The organism is Pantoea sp. 1B4, assembly GCF_016925765.1.
In the GTDB taxonomy this organism is placed as follows: domain Bacteria; phylum Pseudomonadota; class Gammaproteobacteria; order Enterobacterales; family Enterobacteriaceae; genus Pantoea; species Pantoea agglomerans.
On sequence record NZ_JAEUWZ010000001.1, the window covers coordinates 2,360,955 to 2,380,499 of the forward strand.

Annotated in this window: 22 protein-coding genes and 7 pseudogenes; 13 read left to right on the top strand and 16 right to left on the bottom strand. The window is 48.2% G+C overall.

Going from position 1 to position 19,545, the window contains the following annotated elements:
- Positions 1-231 precede the first annotated feature (231 nt).
- The 4 genes and pseudogenes from fliD to amyA all read left to right on the top strand — a co-directional run bounded on the left by fliD (position 232) and on the right by amyA (position 4,013).
- Positions 232-1,644 (top strand): flagellar filament capping protein FliD, encoded by a 1,413-nt coding sequence (gene fliD, locus JNO11_RS11520; protein ID WP_325177310.1) that lies wholly within the window; start codon positions 232-234, stop codon positions 1,642-1,644.
- 11 nt (positions 1,645-1,655) lie between these two features.
- Positions 1,656-2,063, top strand: coding sequence for a flagellar export chaperone FliS (fliS, locus tag JNO11_RS11525; RefSeq protein WP_022625484.1), 408 nt, complete (start codon positions 1,656-1,658; stop codon positions 2,061-2,063).
- Positions 2,063-2,428, top strand: a complete 366-nt coding sequence (fliT, locus tag JNO11_RS11530; protein ID WP_033758046.1) for a flagella biosynthesis regulatory protein FliT — start codon at positions 2,063-2,065, stop codon at positions 2,426-2,428. The genes fliS and fliT overlap by 1 nt, the downstream gene beginning before the upstream one ends.
- Before the next feature lie 102 nt (positions 2,429-2,530).
- Positions 2,531-4,013: pseudogene (gene amyA, locus JNO11_RS11535) on the top strand (alpha-amylase).
- A 100-nt stretch (positions 4,014-4,113) separates the two neighbouring features.
- Here amyA and yedD read toward each other — a convergent pair.
- Entirely contained in the window at positions 4,114-4,587 is a 474-nt protein-coding gene (gene yedD / locus JNO11_RS11540; RefSeq protein ID WP_010247616.1) for a lipoprotein YedD, read from the bottom strand.
- Positions 4,588-4,841: 254 nt separating this feature from the next.
- Here yedD and JNO11_RS11545 point away from each other — a divergent pair.
- A pseudogene (locus tag JNO11_RS11545) lies at positions 4,842-5,166 on the top strand (DUF6388 family protein).
- 202 nt (positions 5,167-5,368) lie between these two features.
- Here the strand turns inward: JNO11_RS11545 and iraP are convergent.
- Positions 5,369-5,668: an anti-adapter protein IraP gene (iraP, locus tag JNO11_RS11550; RefSeq protein WP_010247621.1), complete on the bottom strand. Its 300-nt coding sequence runs from the start codon at positions 5,666-5,668 to the stop codon at positions 5,369-5,371.
- A 174-nt stretch (positions 5,669-5,842) separates the two neighbouring features.
- Here iraP and JNO11_RS11555 point away from each other — a divergent pair, with 174 nt between their 5' ends.
- Complete coding sequence (locus tag JNO11_RS11555) at positions 5,843-6,082, top strand: DinI-like family protein (RefSeq protein ID WP_003854508.1); 240 nt, start codon at positions 5,843-5,845, stop codon at positions 6,080-6,082.
- A gap of 38 nt (positions 6,083-6,120) precedes the next feature.
- Here the strand turns inward: JNO11_RS11555 and JNO11_RS11560 are convergent, their stop codons facing one another.
- From JNO11_RS11560 to JNO11_RS11570, 3 genes and pseudogenes are all read right to left on the bottom strand, one after another.
- On the bottom strand, positions 6,121-6,387 hold the full coding sequence (locus tag JNO11_RS11560) for a hypothetical protein (protein WP_010670837.1): 267 nt from the start codon (positions 6,385-6,387) through the stop codon (positions 6,121-6,123).
- Between the two features lie 151 nt (positions 6,388-6,538).
- Positions 6,539-6,880, bottom strand: coding sequence for a hypothetical protein (locus JNO11_RS11565; protein ID WP_061703843.1), 342 nt, complete (start codon positions 6,878-6,880; stop codon positions 6,539-6,541).
- A pseudogene (locus JNO11_RS11570) lies at positions 6,867-7,251 on the bottom strand (hypothetical protein). Before JNO11_RS11570 ends, JNO11_RS11565 begins: the two are co-directional and overlap by 14 nt.
- A gap of 137 nt (positions 7,252-7,388) precedes the next feature.
- Between JNO11_RS11570 and JNO11_RS11575 the strand changes: the two are divergent.
- Entirely contained in the window at positions 7,389-8,021 is a 633-nt protein-coding gene (locus JNO11_RS11575; protein WP_187494764.1) for a helix-turn-helix domain-containing protein, read from the top strand.
- Between the two features lie 65 nt (positions 8,022-8,086).
- Here JNO11_RS11575 and JNO11_RS11580 read toward each other — a convergent pair.
- Positions 8,087-8,336, bottom strand: a pseudogene (locus JNO11_RS11580) (hypothetical protein).
- Between the two features lie 318 nt (positions 8,337-8,654).
- On the opposite strand from JNO11_RS11580, the gene JNO11_RS11585 reads away from it, so the two are divergent.
- Positions 8,655-8,855 carry a hypothetical protein gene (locus JNO11_RS11585; RefSeq protein ID WP_010247636.1) on the top strand — a complete coding sequence of 67 codons (201 nt, stop codon included), beginning with the start codon at positions 8,655-8,657 and terminating at the stop codon, positions 8,853-8,855.
- Positions 8,856-8,893: 38 nt separating this feature from the next.
- Here the strand turns inward: JNO11_RS11585 and JNO11_RS11590 are convergent.
- Positions 8,894-9,782: pseudogene (locus JNO11_RS11590) on the bottom strand (benzoate transporter).
- A gap of 469 nt (positions 9,783-10,251) precedes the next feature.
- On the opposite strand from JNO11_RS11590, the gene JNO11_RS11595 reads away from it, so the two are divergent.
- Positions 10,252-10,608 (top strand): hypothetical protein, encoded by a 357-nt coding sequence (locus tag JNO11_RS11595; RefSeq protein ID WP_010670841.1) that lies wholly within the window; start codon positions 10,252-10,254, stop codon positions 10,606-10,608.
- A gap of 177 nt (positions 10,609-10,785) precedes the next feature.
- Here JNO11_RS11595 and JNO11_RS11600 read toward each other — a convergent pair whose 3' ends face one another.
- Both JNO11_RS11600 and JNO11_RS11605 read right to left on the bottom strand, forming a co-directional pair.
- Positions 10,786-11,127 carry a hypothetical protein gene (locus JNO11_RS11600; RefSeq protein ID WP_010247645.1) on the bottom strand — a complete coding sequence of 114 codons (342 nt, stop codon included), beginning with the start codon at positions 11,125-11,127 and terminating at the stop codon, positions 10,786-10,788.
- A gap of 708 nt (positions 11,128-11,835) precedes the next feature.
- Complete coding sequence (locus JNO11_RS11605; protein WP_325177311.1) at positions 11,836-12,075, bottom strand: hypothetical protein; 240 nt, start codon at positions 12,073-12,075, stop codon at positions 11,836-11,838.
- Positions 12,076-12,395: 320 nt separating this feature from the next.
- Between JNO11_RS11605 and JNO11_RS11610 the strand changes: the two are divergent.
- The 3 genes and pseudogenes from JNO11_RS11610 (at position 12,396) to JNO11_RS11620 (ending at position 15,192) form a co-directional block, all read left to right on the top strand.
- Positions 12,396-13,338, top strand: a pseudogene (locus tag JNO11_RS11610) (glycosyltransferase).
- A gap of 401 nt (positions 13,339-13,739) precedes the next feature.
- Positions 13,740-14,354, top strand: coding sequence for a DUF2142 domain-containing protein (locus JNO11_RS11615; protein ID WP_325177312.1), 615 nt, complete (start codon positions 13,740-13,742; stop codon positions 14,352-14,354).
- A gap of 88 nt (positions 14,355-14,442) precedes the next feature.
- Positions 14,443-15,192, top strand: a complete 750-nt coding sequence (locus JNO11_RS11620; protein ID WP_325177669.1) for a DUF2142 domain-containing protein — start codon at positions 14,443-14,445, stop codon at positions 15,190-15,192.
- 389 nt (positions 15,193-15,581) lie between these two features.
- Here JNO11_RS11620 and JNO11_RS11625 read toward each other — a convergent pair whose 3' ends face one another.
- From JNO11_RS11625 to JNO11_RS11650, 6 genes and pseudogenes are all read right to left on the bottom strand, one after another.
- Positions 15,582-16,022, bottom strand: a complete 441-nt coding sequence (locus JNO11_RS11625; protein ID WP_325177313.1) for a hypothetical protein — start codon at positions 16,020-16,022, stop codon at positions 15,582-15,584.
- Positions 16,022-16,276 carry a hypothetical protein gene (locus JNO11_RS11630; protein WP_325177314.1) on the bottom strand — a complete coding sequence of 85 codons (255 nt, stop codon included), beginning with the start codon at positions 16,274-16,276 and terminating at the stop codon, positions 16,022-16,024. Before JNO11_RS11630 ends, JNO11_RS11625 begins: the two co-directional genes overlap by 1 nt.
- A 126-nt stretch (positions 16,277-16,402) precedes the next feature.
- A complete protein-coding gene (locus JNO11_RS11635; RefSeq protein ID WP_138919679.1) occupies positions 16,403-16,693 on the bottom strand; it encodes a hypothetical protein in 291 nt (96 codons plus the stop codon).
- A 69-nt stretch (positions 16,694-16,762) separates the two neighbouring features.
- A complete protein-coding gene (locus JNO11_RS11640) occupies positions 16,763-16,900 on the bottom strand; it encodes a hypothetical protein (RefSeq protein ID WP_010670848.1) in 138 nt (45 codons plus the stop codon).
- Positions 16,901-16,902: 2 nt separating this feature from the next.
- Positions 16,903-17,484: a YmfQ family protein gene (locus tag JNO11_RS11645; RefSeq protein WP_010670849.1), complete on the bottom strand. Its 582-nt coding sequence runs from the start codon at positions 17,482-17,484 to the stop codon at positions 16,903-16,905.
- Positions 17,475-17,939: pseudogene (locus tag JNO11_RS11650) on the bottom strand (baseplate J/gp47 family protein); the annotation flags it as partial. The pseudogene JNO11_RS11650 and the gene JNO11_RS11645, both read right to left, overlap by 10 nt.
- A 111-nt stretch (positions 17,940-18,050) precedes the next feature.
- Between JNO11_RS11650 and JNO11_RS11655 the strand changes: the two are divergent.
- Entirely contained in the window at positions 18,051-19,070 is a 1,020-nt protein-coding gene (locus tag JNO11_RS11655) for a site-specific integrase (protein WP_325177315.1), read from the top strand.
- Positions 19,071-19,101: 31 nt separating this feature from the next.
- On the opposite strand, the gene fliE is transcribed toward JNO11_RS11655, so the two are convergent.
- Positions 19,102-19,413, bottom strand: a complete 312-nt coding sequence (gene fliE / locus JNO11_RS11660) for a flagellar hook-basal body complex protein FliE (protein WP_003854485.1) — start codon at positions 19,411-19,413, stop codon at positions 19,102-19,104.
- Between the last annotated feature and the right edge of the window lie 132 nt (positions 19,414-19,545).

Below are 19,545 nucleotides of genomic sequence, written 5' to 3' on the forward strand. Positions count from 1 at the left end.
GAATTTTTTTAGTACCAGGCGAATTTTTCTGCTTCAACCTGTCACGTTTTAAGTTATCGCCACCCGCCCGAACTTCTTTAGGCTTAATTCATTAATTTTCTAGCCGCTGAATTACCCTTCTCTATAGTGCTTATTTACCTCATTACCCTAAGGCAAATAACCTTAAACTTTCCTTATTCAAGGCCGATAACCCAGGTATCAATTTTCTGTCGACCTTATAAAGGAATTAATATGGCTAGTATAAGCAACCTCGGTGTGGGTTCCGGCCTGCCACTCAGTACCATGCTTGACAGTTTGACTACCGCTGAAAAAGCTTCACTCAAACCTATTTCTACTCAGCAGACAGCTTATACGGCCAAGCTCAGTGCTTACGCCACCCTGAAAAGTTCACTGACAACTTTCCAGGCTGCTAATACCAAGCTGAACAGTGCTGACCTGTTTACCGCTACGACTGCGGCCAGTAGCTCCACAGCGTTCAGCGCGACCACTTCTGGCAGCACCGTAGCCGGTAAATATGCCATTAACGTCTCGCAGCTGGCACAGGCGCAGGTTCTGACCTCAGGCGTACAGAGTAGTAACACCGCCGCGCTGGGCGACAGCTCCGTGGCCAGCCGCAGCATCGCGATTACCTTAAAAGATGGCACCAGCAAAAGCATCACGCTCTCCAGCGATCAGACTTCGCTGACCGGCATGCGTGACGCCATCAACGGCGCCAATGCCGGCGTTACCGCCAGCATCATTAAGGTATCAGACGGCAGCTTCCGCCTCTCAATGAGCGCCAATAAAACCGGCAGCGACAATGCGGTGGCAACAATCGCCGTCACTGGTGACAGCACGCTACAGGGGATTGTGGGCTTTGACGCCAGCGCCAGCAGCAACGTGATGACCCAGAGCGTCGCTGCGCAGAATGCCAAACTGACGGTCAACAATGTTGCGATTGAAAACAGCAGCAATCAGATTAGCGATGCGCTGGAAGGGATTACTTTAAATCTGACCGCGAAGACAGTTGGCGATGAGACGCTGACGATTACCAAAGACACCTCAAAATCCTCCAGCGCCATCAGCGCCTGGGTGGATGCCTACAATACTTTGCTGGATCAGTTCAATACCCTGACCAAATTCACCAAAGTGGATACCAACAGCGATGCACAGGACTCCAGTAATGGTGCCCTGCTGGGTGACAGTACGTTACGGACGATTGAGACGCAGCTGAAAAGCATGCTCACTAATTCGCAGAGCACATCTACCTTTAAATCACTGAGTCAGATTGGTGTCACCACCGATCCCACCACCGGTTCATTAAAACTGGATTCGACCAAGCTGAGCAGCGCACTGGATAAAGATGCTGCGGGCGTGAAAGCAATGATCGTAGGTGACGGTAAAACCGGTATCGCCGCTAAAATCGACAGCAAGCTGACTGACTGGCTGGCTACTAAAGGGATTATTCAGTCCGCCACCGATGGCGTGAGTAAAACACTGAATAAGTTAACCACCCTCTATAACACCACCAGCGATCGCATTGATGCCGATATCGCACGCTATAAAACGCAATTTACTCAGCTGGATATGGCCATCAGTAAACTCAACTCGACCAGCACCTATCTGACGCAGCAGTTCGACACGTCCGATTCGTCTAAAAAATAACAGGAGTGACCATGTACAGCGCTACAGGCACCAAAGCCTATGCAAAAATTGGCGTCGAAAGCGCCGTGATGAGCGCCAGCCAGCAGCAGCTGGTTGTGATGCTGTTCGACGGTGCCCTGAGCGCGTTAATCCGCGCCCGCTTGTTTATGCAGGATGGCAATATTGAAGGCAAAGGCAACTCGATCTCCAAAGCGATCAATATTATCGAAGCGGGCCTGAAAGAGGGCCTGACTGAAAACCGTGGTGATGAGCTGGCCGATAATCTGCTGGATCTTTACAACTACATGACGCGTCGCCTGTTGCATGCCAACCTGCACAATGATGTTGCAGCGGTCGAGGAAGTCGAAGGCCTGCTGCGCAATATCGCGGACGCGTGGAAAGAAGTGGTTCAACCTAACCTGATTCAGGACGCCGTTTAATGACTACTGCACCGCATCTGATTACCGTTTACCAACAGTTACTCGATCTCAGCCAGGGAATGCTGCGTCATGCAGCACAAGGCGAATGGGATGAATTGATCAGCAGGGAGATGGAATATGTCAGTGCGGTGCAGAGCTTAGCCCAATCGACGGAAGCCGTGTCGCCGTCGGCACAGACTCAGGAGCAGTTACGTCCGGTGCTGCGCCGTATTCTCGATAACGAATGTGAAGTGAAACGTCTGCTGCAGGCGCGGATGGATGAGCTGGCCTCACTGGTGGGTCAGAACAGTCGCCAGAAATCGGTGATGTCCGCTTATAGCAATCAAGGCGGCGTTGTTATGGTGCCGCACGAAACCCTCTCCTGACCCCCTGCTCTGTCACGCCGCCAGATTTATTTTTCTGCGCGGCGTCTCTTTTTTTGCCGCTTACTCCATACTTGATTTTCATCATCCCCTGGAGTGTGGTACATGCAAAACCCAACGTTATTACAGTTTTTCCATTGGTATTACCCGGATGGCAGCAAACTGTGGCCGGAAGTCGCCGATCGTGCGGCCTGGCTCAGCGAAATAGGTATCACCATGGCGTGGTTGCCACCGTGCTACAAAGGGGATTCGGGGGGGCTATTCTGTCGGTTACGACAGCTACGATCTGTTTGACCTGGGTGAATTTGATCAGAAAGGGGGTGTTGCCACCAAATATGGCGACAAACAGCAGTTACTGGCGGCAACAGAAGCCCTGCGCAGTCACAACGTTGGGGTGCTGCTGGATGTGGTGCTGAACCACAAAATGGGTGCCGACGAAAAAGAGACGATTAGCGTTAACCGCGTCAATCCCGATAACCGCGATGAAATCTACGACGAAGTGGTCGAGTGCGAGGCCTGGACGAAATTCACTTTTCCGGCACGCGCCGGAGAGTTTTCGAAATTTGTCTGGGACCACAAATGCTTTAGCGGCGTAGACCACATCGAAAATCCGGACGAAAACGGCGTATTCAAAATCATCAATGACTACACCGCCGAAGGCTGGAACGACCAGGTTGATAACGAGCTGGGTAATTTCGACTATCTGATGGGCGCCAACATCGATTTCCGCAACAACGCGGTCAGGGAAGAGCTGAAATACTGGGCGCGCTGGGTGATGGAACAGGTGCCCTGCACCGGCTTTCGTCTGGATGCGGTAAAACATATCCCGGCCTGGTTCTACAAAGAGTGGATTGACCATATTCAGGAGGTTGCTGAGGAGCCGATGTTTATCGTCGCGGAATACTGGTCGTTTGAAACGGAGAAGTTGCAGGAGTATGTGCATCAGGTGGAAGGCAAAACCATGCTGTTTGATGCGCCACTGCACATGAACTTCCACCAGGCCTCAACCGCGGGCAGCGCCTACGACATGAGCCAGATTTTTGCTAACTCGCTGGTGGTTGCTGATCCGTGGCATGCCGTGACGATCGTGGCTAACCACGACACCCAGCCGCTGCAGTCGCTGGAAGCACCGGTAGAAGCCTGGTTTAAACCGCTGGCCTATGCGCTGATCCTGTTGCGTGAGCAGGGTGTGCCCACCATCTTCTATCCCGATCTGTTCGGGGCGACCTATGAAGATGAAGGCGGCGACGGCGAGAAGCACAAAATTGAGATGCCGGTGATCCCTGAACTGGAAGGATTGATCCGGGCGCGCCAGCAGTATGGCTGGGGTGTGCAGACCGACTATTTTGATCACCCAAACTGCGTGGCCTTCAGCCGCAGCGGCACCGAAACACAGCCAGGCTGTGTGGTGATCATGTCGAACGGCGATGCCGGTGAGAAAAGCGTGCCGATGGGAGAAGGTTTTGCCGGTAAGGTCTGGCGCGATCATCTGGGGAATCGGGAAGAGACCATTACTGCCGACGAGCACGGCACGGCGGTCTTTGTCTGTAACGGTGGCAGTGTCAGCGTCTGGGTGGTGGCAGAATAAGCTCGTTGCCGAAGAAATGACTCAAAACTCAAACCGCCCCGGCAGGCAGAAGCGTGAAGTGCGCTCTGCCCGTAGGGGCGGTTTTGTTATGGTCCGGCTGTTATGACTTCGCGTTGTTTTCTGTAATCGGTGTGCGCAGCAGTTGCGGTTCGATGTTCTGAATCACGGCGGCTTTCGGCTGTTTCGCCACCTCTTCCAGCGCCTGCTGACACTCAACGGTCGGACGCGCCACTTTACGCAGAGTCATCCTGTCATAGCTCAGCTCGCCATTCTCCACGACCAGCGGCATCACCCGCACCTGACGCGTGACGTTGACATAATCGCCGCTTAACCGGGTCAGTTTGCCCGGCTTCGCAATCACCCGCATCCACTGACGGCAGTCCAGCGTGCTGCCATCCGCATTGATGATCACACTGGCTATCGCCTTATCGCTGATCAGGCTGCTCTGTGGACCGACGGTTTGCCAGGTTCCCTGCAGATCAGCGGGCGCCGGCGTTTGCACCGCATTTTCATAATCGTTGATTTGTGCACAGCCACTCAGTGCCAGCGCGGCAATCAGCATCCACTTTTTCATGTTTAATCCCTAAGATCCCATCAATGGCGGCTACGTTATAATTTTTCCACCGCGTTGCGCAAGGTATCTGGGTGTTCAAACACTACGCAGACCCTGATTGCGCCAGAATTTATCCCGCAATGAGCTCCACGGTCAGGTTTTTGACCGGAAGTTCAGAGGCTGAACTGATGCAAACTCCGGCCTTTGTCACGCCTGACAAGCGGAAGACAACCCGCTACACTGACGCGCTGCAACAGACTTTCAGGAATATGAATATGAAAACGCCAGAAGCCTACTATGCCCAGGCGCGCGAGATGTTTTTTACCGCGCATCCCGACTTTCAGTCTGCACTTGATGAATTAACGGAGAGCGATGCCCGTGCGGCTAACCTGTCACTGCGACAGCTGCGCGAATGGCATGCCGAACGCATCTATGCGGCCTTTTTTGCGGCAGAAGAATCTGGATGGAATGATCTTTTCTATTCAGCTCGCTGAGCCGGATAAAGCGGTGGCGGCTGAAGCTATCGAGACTTATCTCAAATCTCATGCTGAGTCGCTGGGGATGAGCTGGGAAGAGTTTTGCATCAAAAACGAGCTCTAATCAGGGCCGCGCTGAAGTTGTATATTGCAAACACCTCCAACCAGTTCCGGCACTGCAGATAAAATTGTACTAACCGGGGGAAAGTGTATAACTTCGGCGTGCGACTCAGGTCGTGATTGTCCTTTAACGAATAGTGCTGATGCACTGCCTCTGCAGGTGTTGTCTCAATTCCACCTCCAGAGGCGAATTTTTTTATCCGCCCCTACCCTTCACCTTCCGTCGCTTTACCCTTTACTTCAACATAACTCGCTACCGCCAGCAGACGATTAATATGCGTCAGCAGCAGATCCACATCAGACTGCAGAAACTCGGTCGAAGATTGCGAAGCGGTAACAATGGCATCCTGCACCGTTTCTGAAATAGTCAGCGAGTTGTCCTGTTTCGCCTGCACCAGCAGCGCCGCAACCAGCAGGGACTGCGCTTCAAGTTGCGCCGTCAACTCTTTTGCATCGACGTCCATCTTTGCCAGTTTTAGCAGAATATCAATTACCAGTTGTCGCATCGCGGACCTCCTAAAAGTAAGCCGCCATTATGTCGCGATGCGTGCGCATTTTGCTAGTCGAAGATTGAGGTTTATGCGAGATAAAAATTTACACGAAATCAGGCGCGCTGCCTTGCTACTGTTTTTATTTACAGTATTATATGTCAGCGATTTTGCCCTGAATGGATTGCCATCATGTTTGTTGAGTTGATTTATGACAAGCGCAACGTTGCCGGTTTACCGGGTGCTCGCGAGATGATTCGTGAGGAGCTGGAAAAGCGGGTGCATCGGGTGTTTCCTGACATTGAAGTTAAGGTCAAGCCGATGGAACGTAACGCGATTGATACTGATTTGAGTAAGAACGATAAAGCGACGGTTGCGCGGATTGTTGAAGAGATGTTCGACGAAGCGGAAATGTGGCTGGTGGCCGATTAATCCCTTAACGGCCACCACATCAGTTAGCGGGAGATGACTTAGCTCTCCTGCTCGCTGTGATTAACTTCAATCTCGATGTCCTGAATCGCGGCATCCAGATCTTCCAGCAGTTTACCCTGCTTATTCAGCAACGCATCGATTCGGTCGGCGTTGGTCTTGTCTTTATACTCACCCGCATCAAACGCTAACCATTGGCTGGAAAGGGTTTCGGTGTTGGTCTGAGCATAGTGACGCATCTCTTTTAGCTGAGAAGTCACGTCACGCAGATATTCAGTTTTGGTCTTGGTTTCTGTTGAATCGCTCATGCTAAATTTCCTTCTGGTCATCTATCCAAAGTGAGTAGGCTTAGCGGTTCATCAACCGGCCAATCAGCGGGCCTGCATTCAGGTACAAAATGTTGCCCGGATATTTAAAACTAGTCGATAATAGCGAAGCCGCATTAAGAATAATCGGAAGTTATGGTTTATGACCGGATTTCACGGCTGGCACCTCACTCTCAGTGACGACCTCTTTGACTTTTATGACCGTTTTGTCGGCTATGCGATCCGGTATTGCATCCAGCTTGTGCTGTATTGCTGCAACCTGATCGGTCAGCAGCTCCACTCTGTCATCACGCCGCGCCGCAATTAAGCGGTAATCCGCCCGAATCTCCTCGACCCGCTTGTTTGCGGTGTTACTGACGTAGAGAAAAATGATCGTCATCAGGATGCAAATCATCGAACAGCTCAGCAATACGCAGCCGAGAATAACTTTGCGCCGGTAAGACATCGGTGTCTTAGTGCTATTAATCGTGGCCATCACTGCGATCCTCCAGAGTTGAGATAAGCCGATCAATCTCATTACGAAATTTATCGTTCTGATCGGTTTCGGTCATTGCCAGTAAAATCCCTACCGCATTCTTGATTAACCGAAGATCCGTTTCGAGTGTCGAGATACGCCGCAGATTCCTGTCGTGCCGTTCGCGTAATTCATCGTTCTCCTCCCGTATCAGCAGGTTGCTCTCTTTCAGCAACACCACCTGCTCTTTGTAGCTGGTAATAATTTCGCCGCCGGCTCGATTACTGGTTACGATTGACGCAATTCCCGCCAATAACGGTTTCCAGAACAGTGCTGCTGCCCCCCCCACCCAGAACTAACGCACCCATACTGGTAATCAGACTACTTTCCATGCCACACCCCTTTGTACGGTAAGGTCTCTGGAACTTACTGCGTGCTGCTTAGCCACGTCCCCCCGCATGAAATTTAAGATTGCTTAAATACCAGGCTTAAGTATACTTAAGTCACTCTCAACCAAAAAGTCAAGCTTATGAAAAACGAAACGCTGGGTGACCGCATCCGACTCCGACGTAAATCGCTGCAGTTAACGCAGAAGCAATTGGCGCAACAGGTAAAAGTGTCCCATGTGGCGATTTCGCAATGGGAAAAAGAAGAGACGCTGCCGCGCGGTGAGAACCTGCTGCGGCTCGCCGAAGCGCTGGGCTGCGCACCGGCTTTTCTGATAGATGGGGATGGTCCTGTTTTCAGCGAAAGCGCCTGGAGTGGTCTGCACCAGATCCCACTGCTTGCACAGCGCGACGTGTCGCGATGGCTGAGCGAGGCCGGGTCTGTCAGGCATGAACTGCTGATGCACAACGACATGGCGCTTTCACAGCAGAGCTTTGCCTTCCGGGTGGAAGAACAGGCGATGACGCCCGCGATTCTGCGAAATGATGTGGTGATCATCGATCCCACGCAGTCACCTCAGCCCGGCGACTGCGTGCTGGCATTGCAGCAACAGGTCGTGCTGCTACGCACCTGGCGTCAGCGCGGCAGTGAAAATGGCGTCATGCAGTTTGAACTGGCACCGGTCAATATCAACTTCCCTGAGCTGCAATCCAGCCGGGACAGCCTGAAGCTGATTGGTACGCTGGTGGAACTGCGACGCTACCGCCAGCCATAAAAAAACCCGCCGGGCGCGGGTTCACTTTTCATCGTACAACAGTGGCTGAGATTATAGCCGGGCAACTACAGGGCATCGGTCAGTTGATCTACTACCACTTTGCCCTGCAGATCGGTCTGCATAATGCGATAATTGACGGGCCATGAGCGGCGGGTACTGAGTTTATCGAACAGGGTTACGCCGCCTTTTTTTAACTCCCTGGCTATTTACAATAATCCATTCGGTGACCTCTTCCTGACCACGATTTTTCAGGCTCAGCGAGCGTTGTTCGATTAACTGATCTTCAGCTTCAATCTTTAAATAGTCTCTTAACATAATTTCTATCTCCTGGTAACGCAGGCCACTATATGCCTTTTGCTAATCCGTTCAATCGAATTTATTTATCGATCTGTTTATCGACGGGAATGTGACCTGCCGCAAGCGACATGACAGGTTTGTCCATTACAGGATCAGGGATTCCCGGTTAGCATGAACCTGCTGTACACACCCAAACATCGAAAAATGACGTGTTCAGTATGAGAGAAACTCCGATTAGCCCGCCGCTGGCGGGCTTTTTTTCTTCATTAATCCGCTGCGCATGCGGGATGTCAGTGCTGGTCTAAACTTAAGAGACTGGAATAAAAGGAGAGAGTTATGTTTAAGCACAATACGAATGAAGAACGTAAGAAAGAAGGTGATGTCAGCAAAAGCCTGCCGGAAGCCGCGCCAAACGCTGGTAATGCATACGAGGAAGATGATCATCCCGCTACTGATGCGCCGAAAGATCATGGTGAAGTGCCGCGCAAAAATGATGACAGCCAGGATGACAAAAAAGATCCTTACAAGGCAAGCTGATGTGCGAGAGGCGCGCCCGCTGGGCGCGCTGGTCAGCGTTAAGATTTAATGAGATCGGCAAGCTGGTGCTGATTCTCAACCAGCCAGGCTGGAAAATGTTCGGATGTCACCGGCACGATCTCCATCCTTCGCGGACGGTTCCAGATATCAATATTGTTCTCAACGCAGCGCCGTATATGATCCGGATTGTTAAATTCGGGACAGTTACGTTCGGTATGAGAAATCGAAGACATTTTTTCACTGATGCGCTCATCGCTCATTACCCAGGAAAAATGCCATCCTGCGTTCTTAATGGTTTTCGTCCGGAAATTTAGCCACTTCCAGCGCAACCAGTTCTCGCGTATCGGTGTTCCACGACGCTTAACATTGCGAAGCAATTCCGGTTGTCCCATAAAAAAAGTTTCGCAGCGTTTTACAGGTCACCATTTTTGCCAGGGTGGCACAGCGCGGTGTGCCGTCGTCATTTAAAACCCGGACATTAAATTTAAAATTGAAATATTGCTGATGCAGCGTCGTGCAAAGATGTTGAGGACTGAATGCTTTTATCGCCTCGGGTCGGGGAATTTCATCGACGTCTGACACAATAACAATATCATCATCCTGCGCGCCGGCCAGCCCCTGCATAATCTGATTACGTGCAGTGGCTTCATTTTCCCAGGGATCAGTCTCACCCGCATTAACCAGAGAACTATTCGATTTAAAGGCTTCCTGATAAAATCTGGGCGCAATATCGTTAACAATATAAATAATTTTATCGCGGAAACGATCGAACTTCTCAATATCAAAATGAAGCTTTTCCCGGCGTTTTCCGGTAAAGGTATAGCGTGATTCCACAATGACAAACCGATCAACAACATGCTCAAGCGTGTTCAGACGCATCTCAAGCAAGATGTCTTCATCGTAGTACAAAAAACAGTCATAAATCATAATATTCAGAGGCACTTAAGTAGTAAGGATTTTCATCAGGACACCTCAACATGCGTAACACAACAGAGGTATAACGCCTTTTACTGGGTCGTTTTTTTAGTGAACCTGATGTGTGTGTAATGTACTGCGTAAAACTATCCATGTTTATAATAAACTGGCTAACAAAGGCTGCAGGCAATGATTTTCGGGCATCCACCTCAAAGCAGACTAACGATATGATGAGCAACGGGTATAGAGTGATATTTACCTGACATTCACCTGACAACGGTTAACAGCAGCAGGCAGCGTGAGTCATCTGATGCGGCTACCTTTTGTTTATGCTCATTGCTTACATCATAATGCGTTGCGAAGAATGTTACATTTAGTCCGTAACGCTAGCAATATTAAGCGCAGATTTTTGATTAAAATGAGCGATACGATCAATATCCGGATATTATTGGCCAACAAAATAACCATGATGGTTTAGTTCATGAAGAAGATCATTATTGCCCTGAGCATAAGTCTGATGGGCGGATGCGTAGATATGGGACGGGTTGGATTACACCCGACAACAAAAACCGCTTATTTCGACGGTCATCCTTTTCAGGTTGAATCCTGCCTTAGCGTAGCAGCACAGGATCAAAGACTCTATCTGGAGCAGGATGAGCCTCTGCCGGATGGCACGAAGCGATATAACCTTGAGCAGGATAATGAAACCGTGGCCTGGGTTGAAATTGCAAAGTTCAGCCCTCATCAGACCAGTGCGACATTTTACTATGATCCAAAAGCATCAGATATCAGCACAGCAGTTTCAGGGATGATCGCGCGGTGCAAAACATCGAGTTAGAGGCATCGTCGCCATGTGCGTGATGCAGGATAGACGACCAGGAGACAGAATAAGTTGTCAGGCCAGCCCGAGCATAAGCGCTTGCCTGACAAACTTTCGCACTCTTATACTCAAAGGCTTTTATCACGCCCGCTTCCGGGCTATGCCATGTTCAGCAGTAGGCAGTCGAAGCTCAGCCTATTTAGCCGGTTCGCAATCATAGGCGCCTCGTATGCGGATCTGACTCTGGCTGGTGCGGACGATTTCAGCTCTTAACAGCCCTTTACCCTCACGGTTCGTCAGTTCCATATCCACCATCCCCGGCGCTTTGCTGTTTTTCACCAGCAGTTTGACCGTCGCGTTGTCGTAATCGCCCTTCTCTTTCGCAAAGGTGACTTTCTGCGTTTTTGCGCGTTCTCCATTCACCGAGAACCAGCCGCTCTTGTCAGGTTTAAGATAGAACGGCCCGCATTGCGTGGCAGCAAAGGCTGGAAGAGATAAGCTGATTAACGATGCGATAAGGATAAGTTTTTTTAGCATTGGGCTGGCGTCCTGCTGATAGGTGATGAGGGGTCGGGTCGTCTGCACCGAAGAGTGAGTTCCCTGCTGCACGGCTCGTAATAAAGAGCAGTATAGTCAATGACACCTGCATTATCGCCAGTACAGGGTCATAGACTCAGCAAAGTGATCGGCCTTGATGCTGGCAATCCACTGCCCTAATCGCTACCACGCAGGCGTGCCTTGCTCAATGGAATCAGCTCACTAAACCTGCATATTCATAATTTCACTTTGAATATTTAGCATATCAGGTTGCTGTGCATTGAAGCGTGGTTTTACAGAGACATACCGCAAGTCACAAACTGCCGTAGTGGTGGTTTTGAGGTGATTTGCGGTATTTTTTTGTGCTACATGTGTGCTACGGTTAAATCGTCGGCCGCAGCGGTTCATAGACGGACACGACCTCGGCCGTCACCTTCCCCAGCACGATAATCCCTTCCATGCCCTCTCCGTCGATCGTCTCGCCGTCTCAGGTGATGATGCCTGTAGTGAACAATCTGCCCAGTTGCGGGAACTCACCTATATGGAATGCGATTTTGTCTCCCGGCGCTGGCTTAAGTGATTTGTCAGCCAGCGAGAACCCGTCAGGTGTCTCGATTAGCAACATGTTGTTCCGGTGAGGCATCAGCACGTCGTTGAGGTCGATGCGCCGCTCTATTTAGTCCAACGCAGGTGATGGAAATCCCATATCTACCTCACATATCCCATGTTGCGTAACGACCAGGTTTTATTCTCGCTTTCCTCGGTAACCAGCTCGAAGAAGAAGTTCTGGTAACGCCGAATCCACCGGTTGCACTCTGCCAGCGTCCATACGTGGTTCAGGTCATCCAGCCGCTTCTGGAATGCCGCAGTGGTGACAATCTGCCGCCCCTTGCTGTCCTTCGTTATCGCTCCAACGAAGGTCGCATGTATGTCACTCTCTCTCGCCATAACAAATCCTTCCTTGACAAATACTGTATTAATAAACAGTAATATCGATCGGTATGTTTGATCAAGCAGACAAGTTCTCAGATTTGTAAGCATTTGAGGAATAAGAGTTTTACACAGGTAGGGGCAACGAAAAGGTTCTAATCTCAAATCTTGCAAACCTATCCTCGAAGAAATAAGCGCCATGCACTCCTCTTTCGAGAATATTTTAAAGTAAACAATACATTAACCCAATTTTTATTAAAAAAAATTAGTAGGGTTGCACGACAAAATTAATATTTTTTAGTAAAATTTCTTCAAGATCACATTAAGGAAAGCATGAAATGCATTATCGTGGGTTAAAAATAGCTTTGGTAGTACCATGCCATAATGAAGAAACAACTATTTTTCAAGTAGTTACTGACTTTAAAAAACACATGCCTGAGATTGAGCCTTATGTTTTTGATAACTGCTCTACTGATAAAACCAAAGAAGAAGCCTTAAAAGCCGGGGCAACGCTAATCTCTGTGTATGAAAAAGGTAAAGGCAACGTTGTAAGAAGAATGTTCGCTGACGTTAACGCAGATGTCTATGTAATGGTCGATGGTGATGCCACATACGATGCATCCTCAGTCCATAAATTAGTCGATAAGTTAATTGATGATAACCTTGACATGGTAGTTGGTTGTCGAAAAGTTGTGTCTGATAAAAAAAGTTAAAGCATACCGGTTAGGCCATGAGTTTGGTAATAAGATGCTAACAAGCAGTGTTACATCTATTTTCGGCGGTAAGTTTACAGATATGCTTTCAGGGTATAGAGCATTTACTCGAAGATATGCAAAATCTTTTCCAGCATTATCTCAAGGCTTTGAAACTGAGACTGAACTTACTGTTCATGCCCTTGAATTAAGAATGCCCTATGGTGAAGTTTCAACTTTATATGGAGAAAGGCCAGAGGGTTCAGTAAGTAAACTTTCAACTTATAAAGACGGATTAAGAATTTTAAAAACTATTATAAAGCTTTTCATGCGAGAAAAACCTTTGTATTTCTTTAGCATTTTGACCGTATTACTTTCAACAACATCAATTATTCTTGCTATACCGATTTTCTCCGACTATTTTCTTACCGGATTAGTACCCAGATTACCAACAGCCGTTCTATCTGCAATGCTCATGCTTGCCGGGCTAATGACATTATCCTGCGGTCTTATTTTAGATAACATTAACGTTGCTCGTCATGAGAGCCGGAGACTTTCATATTTACTCATTACCAACTCATTAAGCTAAAATATGAGCAAGGTCATAACTGAAATAATAAAATTTGGTGCTGTAGGGGTATCAGGCTTTTTAGTCGATACTTTTTTTTGTACTGCTATTGAAATCATATGCTGGCGCATATGGTGCCCGAATTATTTCTTTCTCATTCGCAGTAATTACCACTTGGTTACTTAATCGCAATATCACATTCAAAAAAGCTAATAGAAGTGATGGGCTCATCACTGAGTTCTCCAAATATGCAGTAAGTATGTGTATAGGTGGGTCAGCTAACTTGATATGTTACAGCTTAATAATATCTTCAAGACCGCATACTACAGAGAATATTATATTCGCCACCGCAATAGGTAGCATTGCCGGATTGGTTTTTAACTTTACATTATCTAAAATATTTATTTTTAAGGAAAAATAGCGTGCGAGTAAGAACTGGGGTCATAATTTTCCTGGCATCTATGTTACTTTTTTCATGGGTTTTAACTGTGAAGCCCCCTTTTAGCTCACCTGATGAAGGGTTCCATCTGAGCCGGGCAGACGGTATTCTCCAAGGATATTTTATACTTAAGCCAATATCTCCAGATGGTTCATCCGGCGCAAAAGTTGATATATCATTAGATAAAATGGCTAATCTCTTCAATTCAACATTGAGTGCAACACACCTTGGAGATCTCAATGATTCATTAGAAGAAATGAAAAATCTTAAGTGGAGCCATGCTTATTTAGCTAAAGGGATGCCCAACGTTAGTTTTTATACTCCCAGCGTTTACCTGCCACAGGCTCTCGGCTTTTACATTAGCAAAGCCTTAGATCTCAACCTTTACTCATCATATTTATTTACTAATGTAGTAACTTTTGCAGCATGTTTAATAATACTAATTCTTGCCTATTATATTTACCCCATACCATTATTAACCCTTGTTTTTTTAACAATCCCAATGTCTGTCTTTCAGTTGATGTCACCAACTATTGATGGCCTTAGTATGGCATTTACTGTTCTAGCCATGTCATGCTTTATGAGGCTTCTTTTTTGACAAAGAGATAAAAAACTACAACGGGCTTGCTCTCTTAATGTCGATTTGTATATTTTCAGCAGTTGGTAGTCGCGCAAACTTGTTATTAATGTCATTAATGCCTTTGTGGCTTTTTTATAAAAACAGGAAACTTTCAAATCTTTTATTTCTGGCACTATGTTTAGTTACCACCCTCTCATGGACCACATATAATCTTTTGAATGTACACGACGCTGGCATGGGTCGACATCCTGGTTATAGCAATACTGAGTTAGTCATTTTTTACCTGAAAAATCCTTTAATCTTCTTTAAAACATTCTTCAATACTATAACTGACGTCAATACATTAATATTCTATTTAACATCTATGATAGGTGTGCTAGGTTGGCTTGATGCGCCAATTTCTAAAACTTCTTTTTCTTTATTTTTTGTTATAATTTTGACTGCATTAGTAATCTCCGTAATGTCATTTAGAAAGTCGAATGACAAAGCAACATCGTATTTTATTTTCATCTTATCAGCACTTTCATTATTATTGATTTTTCCCGCCTTACTTGCTCAATGGAACTCATTCCCTACCGAGAAGATAGTTGGTGTCCAAGGAAGGTATTTTATCATACCTGCACTTATATTTGGTTATTGCTTTCACACTTATGAAAGGATGAATCTGGAAAAATTACTAGTATTGTCATCAATTTTAGTTGCATCAACTTACACAGTTCATTCAGCAATCAGCAATCATTATATTCACCCTAAATTTACATTTGAAACAATCAATTCTCCTGACGAATTGAAAAACTCAAGACCCATAAATATTTTGGGGAGCTCACAGCCCCCCTTATGCCCTTTCAGTGCCTAATGGGAACATTAGCAGTATGCTCATCTATTTTGGAAATTATAATAACAAAGCTAAAGGCACGGTAAATCTTAAGGTTTGCAGCGTAGAGAAATGCCAAGAAACTTTTGTTAACACACACAAACAGCAGGATAACTCTTTTTATGAGTTTAACCTACCGCAGGGTTTAAAGGTAGAGAATAGAAAAATCACATTAAAATTTAATTTTTTTTGAAGATGACAATTCATCCCCCCCTAGCTTTGTGGGAATATAGCCCAACAAACGAAAATAACTCATTTTCTCCACGAATTAAAATAAATTATATCAACTAAAAGTCCGGGCGGCATGTCCGCCCTTATCTCCGTCTACCCTCCCTGTTTTAAAGTCTCATTTTTACTTTCTCAGAAGACTTTCACATTATTAGCTTATTAACAGGCCCTTTTGGAAGAACATCTCGACCAGATGCTTCAGCAATATAGGCTCTCAGAGCTTTGCGGTAAGCAGTCAATTCAGCTTTTGACTTTGCCACCGCCGCTTCCGTTAACTCGCCGCTATAATCCTCATCTTCAATTCGCTGGTTGAGAGCGGTGATCTGGGCTGACGCGTGATTGTATTCCGACTGCGCAATATTGAGGTTTTTCTGTGCCCGCTCTTCCGGGGTGATTTCAACTACCGGAGCAGTAAATACCCAGCTACCTTTTTTGTCCTTCTCTGCAGTAAAGCTTGGGCCGACCTGATCCTCCTCTTTTATCTCGTAAGTTTCATACTCAGGGAAAAGGTCACCTTCTCCGTTCCACAGGACTGCATTTACTACAACGCCGTCTTTAATCAATGCGTAAGATGAAACTGACATTATGCATACTCCCAGATAATGACAATGCCATCAGCACCCGCGCCACCTTTGTAGCCGGTTAATGCATTGTTAGGTCCGCCAACTGCGCCGCCTCCACCAGAACCTAATCCATTGGCATCGTTTCCGACTGAGTTGTTATTTGCCCGACTGAAACCACCTTTATCGAAAAACGAATCTCCGCCTTTACCAACAAAGTTTGATCCGGTACTAAGAGATACGCCGTGTTCAGAACTCCCTCCGGGGGGTGTTAACAATGTTCCCGCCCGTTGCGTTACCACCCAGAACACCCGTACAGGTGAACGGCGGTATTGACTGCTCTTGGCCGTAACCACCGCTGCCACCCTTACATAAAATAAGGCTGCCTATTGAGGAGTCGCCTCCTACGCTACCCGATGCGGGTAATCCACTATTCGATTTGCCCTCGTACCTACTGTAATAAGTTGTCCGTCAATCTGATCTACTGATAGTTTTGATTTTGCATAACCACCTGCACTACCGCCGGTAGCCAGGGAAACGGTTGATGACCCTGAATACCCAGTGTTGCCTCCCGAACCACCTGCGGCCTGAACCTCGGAAATAACATTTATCGTACCTGGCGTTTTTTTATAAATGGCACTGGTTTTAAAAATCTGTACATTGATCAGCCGTCCGGGTCCGACCACCGTGTTCATGGCGGCGAGCAGCTGCGCCCTGTTAGATTTGGTAAGCGTCAGGCCCCCCGCCTCAATAACCGCAGCTATTTATTCCTGAACTGAATCAAAAAAATCTGCATTCAGCGCAGTAGGCAGTTCACCGGCCTGAGGATTACCGCCGGTAAAGCCATTTTTACCCGCGCCAAATTTATCCACCTGCGCGGTAGATGTGTCAATACGATGCATTTTTACTCCGGGTATCTGAAAATAACGTAGGTATGTGACAGTGCCTGGTTGTTAAGTATGCATTCAGCGATAGTGTCTCCCCACGTTCTAAGACTGTCCGTGCAGTTACTGATGGCCGTCATTGGGGTTATCTGCGTGGAAGCAGGCATGTTTACCTGCCAATAGTACCGCCACTCATCGCTGTAAAGTGAGTCAGTACAAACAGACAGGCAGGTAAACTGGCTTTTGTTGTAGCGAGTAATGGTGACGCCGGTGTAACCCAACGCCTCAAGCTGGGCCAGGTAGAATGCCTCATTGATACCGCCAGCCAGATTAAGCTTTGCATCCAGCCGCTGCCGCCGCTGCTGAAGCGTCCGAACACCTGCAGGTGCGCAGCTGTCAGGCAGTCCACTGATGTTCTCATAGCGATCAATCAACTCCGTCACTGAGTGCGGGTCCGTTTCCAGCATCAGTGCATCACCGCGACCATGTACCTCTGCCAGTGACGGTGCCAGCCCGGTTAGCAGCAGGTCTTCACTGTCCCACGCAGGGCCGCGTGGCAGCAGTGCGCCCAGCATCCGGCGATACTGCGCCGTTAATTCCATGAGATAGTCCCCACCACACCCACCTCGCCTTTACCGATGGTGATATCAGCTGCAGGACTGACCAGCGTGTGGCTGTACTCGCCGGTTGCGATGCTGATGGCCTCACTGATGCGTGACGGCTTCAGCACGTTCTCAGGACCGCCATCGCGCAGCATCATTGAGCGGAGCTCAGTCTCAACGGCATAGCGCACAGTTGCGGTGTCCGGGTTGAGTCGAATCTGGAAGTTAACCGTGTGCTGCGTAGGTGCGAAAACATAAATGTCTGCACCGGCTACCGGGGCCAGTGGTTCAATATAGGCTTTGACGGCGGCCACCGTGGCGGCATCCGGGATCGGATTAATCAGGTCGCTGTTCGCCACCATGATACCGACTGTTCCCCGCCCGCTCCAGTGACGGTATGTCCAGGCGCGGGTAATGCCTGCCACTTCTTTAGCCCACACCTCATAATCGCCGTCTACCGCATTAAGACAGGGACGTTTGATTACAGGAGTGAGTTCCCAGACTCACCACTATTTAAGAACCAGGCTGGATCGTCAAAGTCGATAGCTATCAGGGAGATTGCTGATTTGTGGCTGAAGCTCAAAAAGCCTGACTGGGCCAATAGCTCTTATGTCACGACAGAACGTCGCGCCAGGGTGACGCTGGATATCATCGGCAACGGAAAGGACATCCGGTCGATCATGCAGAAGGACCTACTCAACCTACGCATTGAACTTCTTAATGGCAACTACTTCACGGGCAGGAAGATGAATATAGAAAAGAAAGGGAGGACAGCGGCCACGGTTAACTCCAGCATGGCAGATCTGAAAGCTATCTTCGCCTTTGCTCATGGCAACGGGTATATAGATGCAAACCCGATGACCGGCATCAAGCCTCTGAAGAAGTCGAATAAGCGGCCGGACCCGATAACGCGGGAGGAGTACCCTCGCCTCATCAATGCATGCGCAACGCGACAGACGGCAAACATGTGGTCTCTTGCCATCCTGACGGGATTGCGTCACGGAGAGATATGCGCTCTGGCCTGGGAGGATGTGGACCTTGAAGCGAAGAAGCTGACAGTCAACCGTAACCTCACGCCACAGGGTTTGTTTACGTCGCCGAAGACGGAAGCGGGAAACCGTGTCATATGCCTGATAGATGCAGCCGTTGATATTCTGCGTGACCAGCGAGAGTTGACGCGAATGTATCCACAGACCTCTTTCACTTTTCATACCAGGGAGTATGGCGAGCGAATTGAGGAGCAGAAGACGTTCGTGTTCAATCCAAGCGTGAACGCAGTCAATGGCAGGTCGGGAGCATATTACTCAACAGAGTCACTGGGACAGATATGGACCGGCGCACTGAGGCGTGCAGGCCTGCGTCACCGGAAAGCATATCAGTCCCGTCATACGTTCGCGTGCTGGGCTCTTTCAGCAGGCGCAAACCCGAACTACGTTGCATCGCAAATGGGTCACTCCGATGCGCAGATGGTGTACCGGGTTTATGGCGCCTGGATGTCAGAGAACAATACTGACCAGCTATCACTCATCAACACGAAAATGAGCGATCTTGTGCTACATACGTGCTCCACTAAAGTGGCAGTGTGATAAACCTTAACAGCTTCAGACAGTTACCCGCCTAAACCTGCATATTCATAATTTCACTATACGCCGACACCAGCTTGTTCCTGACCTGAATACCCATCTGCATTGAGATGGACGATTTCTGCAGATCGACCATCACGTCATTAAGCGCGATACCCGGTTTCCCCATCTCAAAATCCTGCGCCTGGGTGCGGGCGGTGGTCTGCGTCTCGCTGATCTTATCCAGCGCCGCTTTCATAGTCGCACCAAAATCGATCTGATTAGGGGCTTCACTACTGCGGTTGCTGGCCTGCAGTGAGGTCGCCTGTAGCTGCTGCAGTACGCCATCAATTGCCTGAATGGACATGAACGATACCTTATTAAAGAGGATGACATTTTTGATGTGAGCAAAAGTTAGCACGTTGTCAATGAGACAAAGCCGCTAAATGACATCAAAAACCCTACCTTATCCAGGCATCGAATTTTGCTTATCACCTAA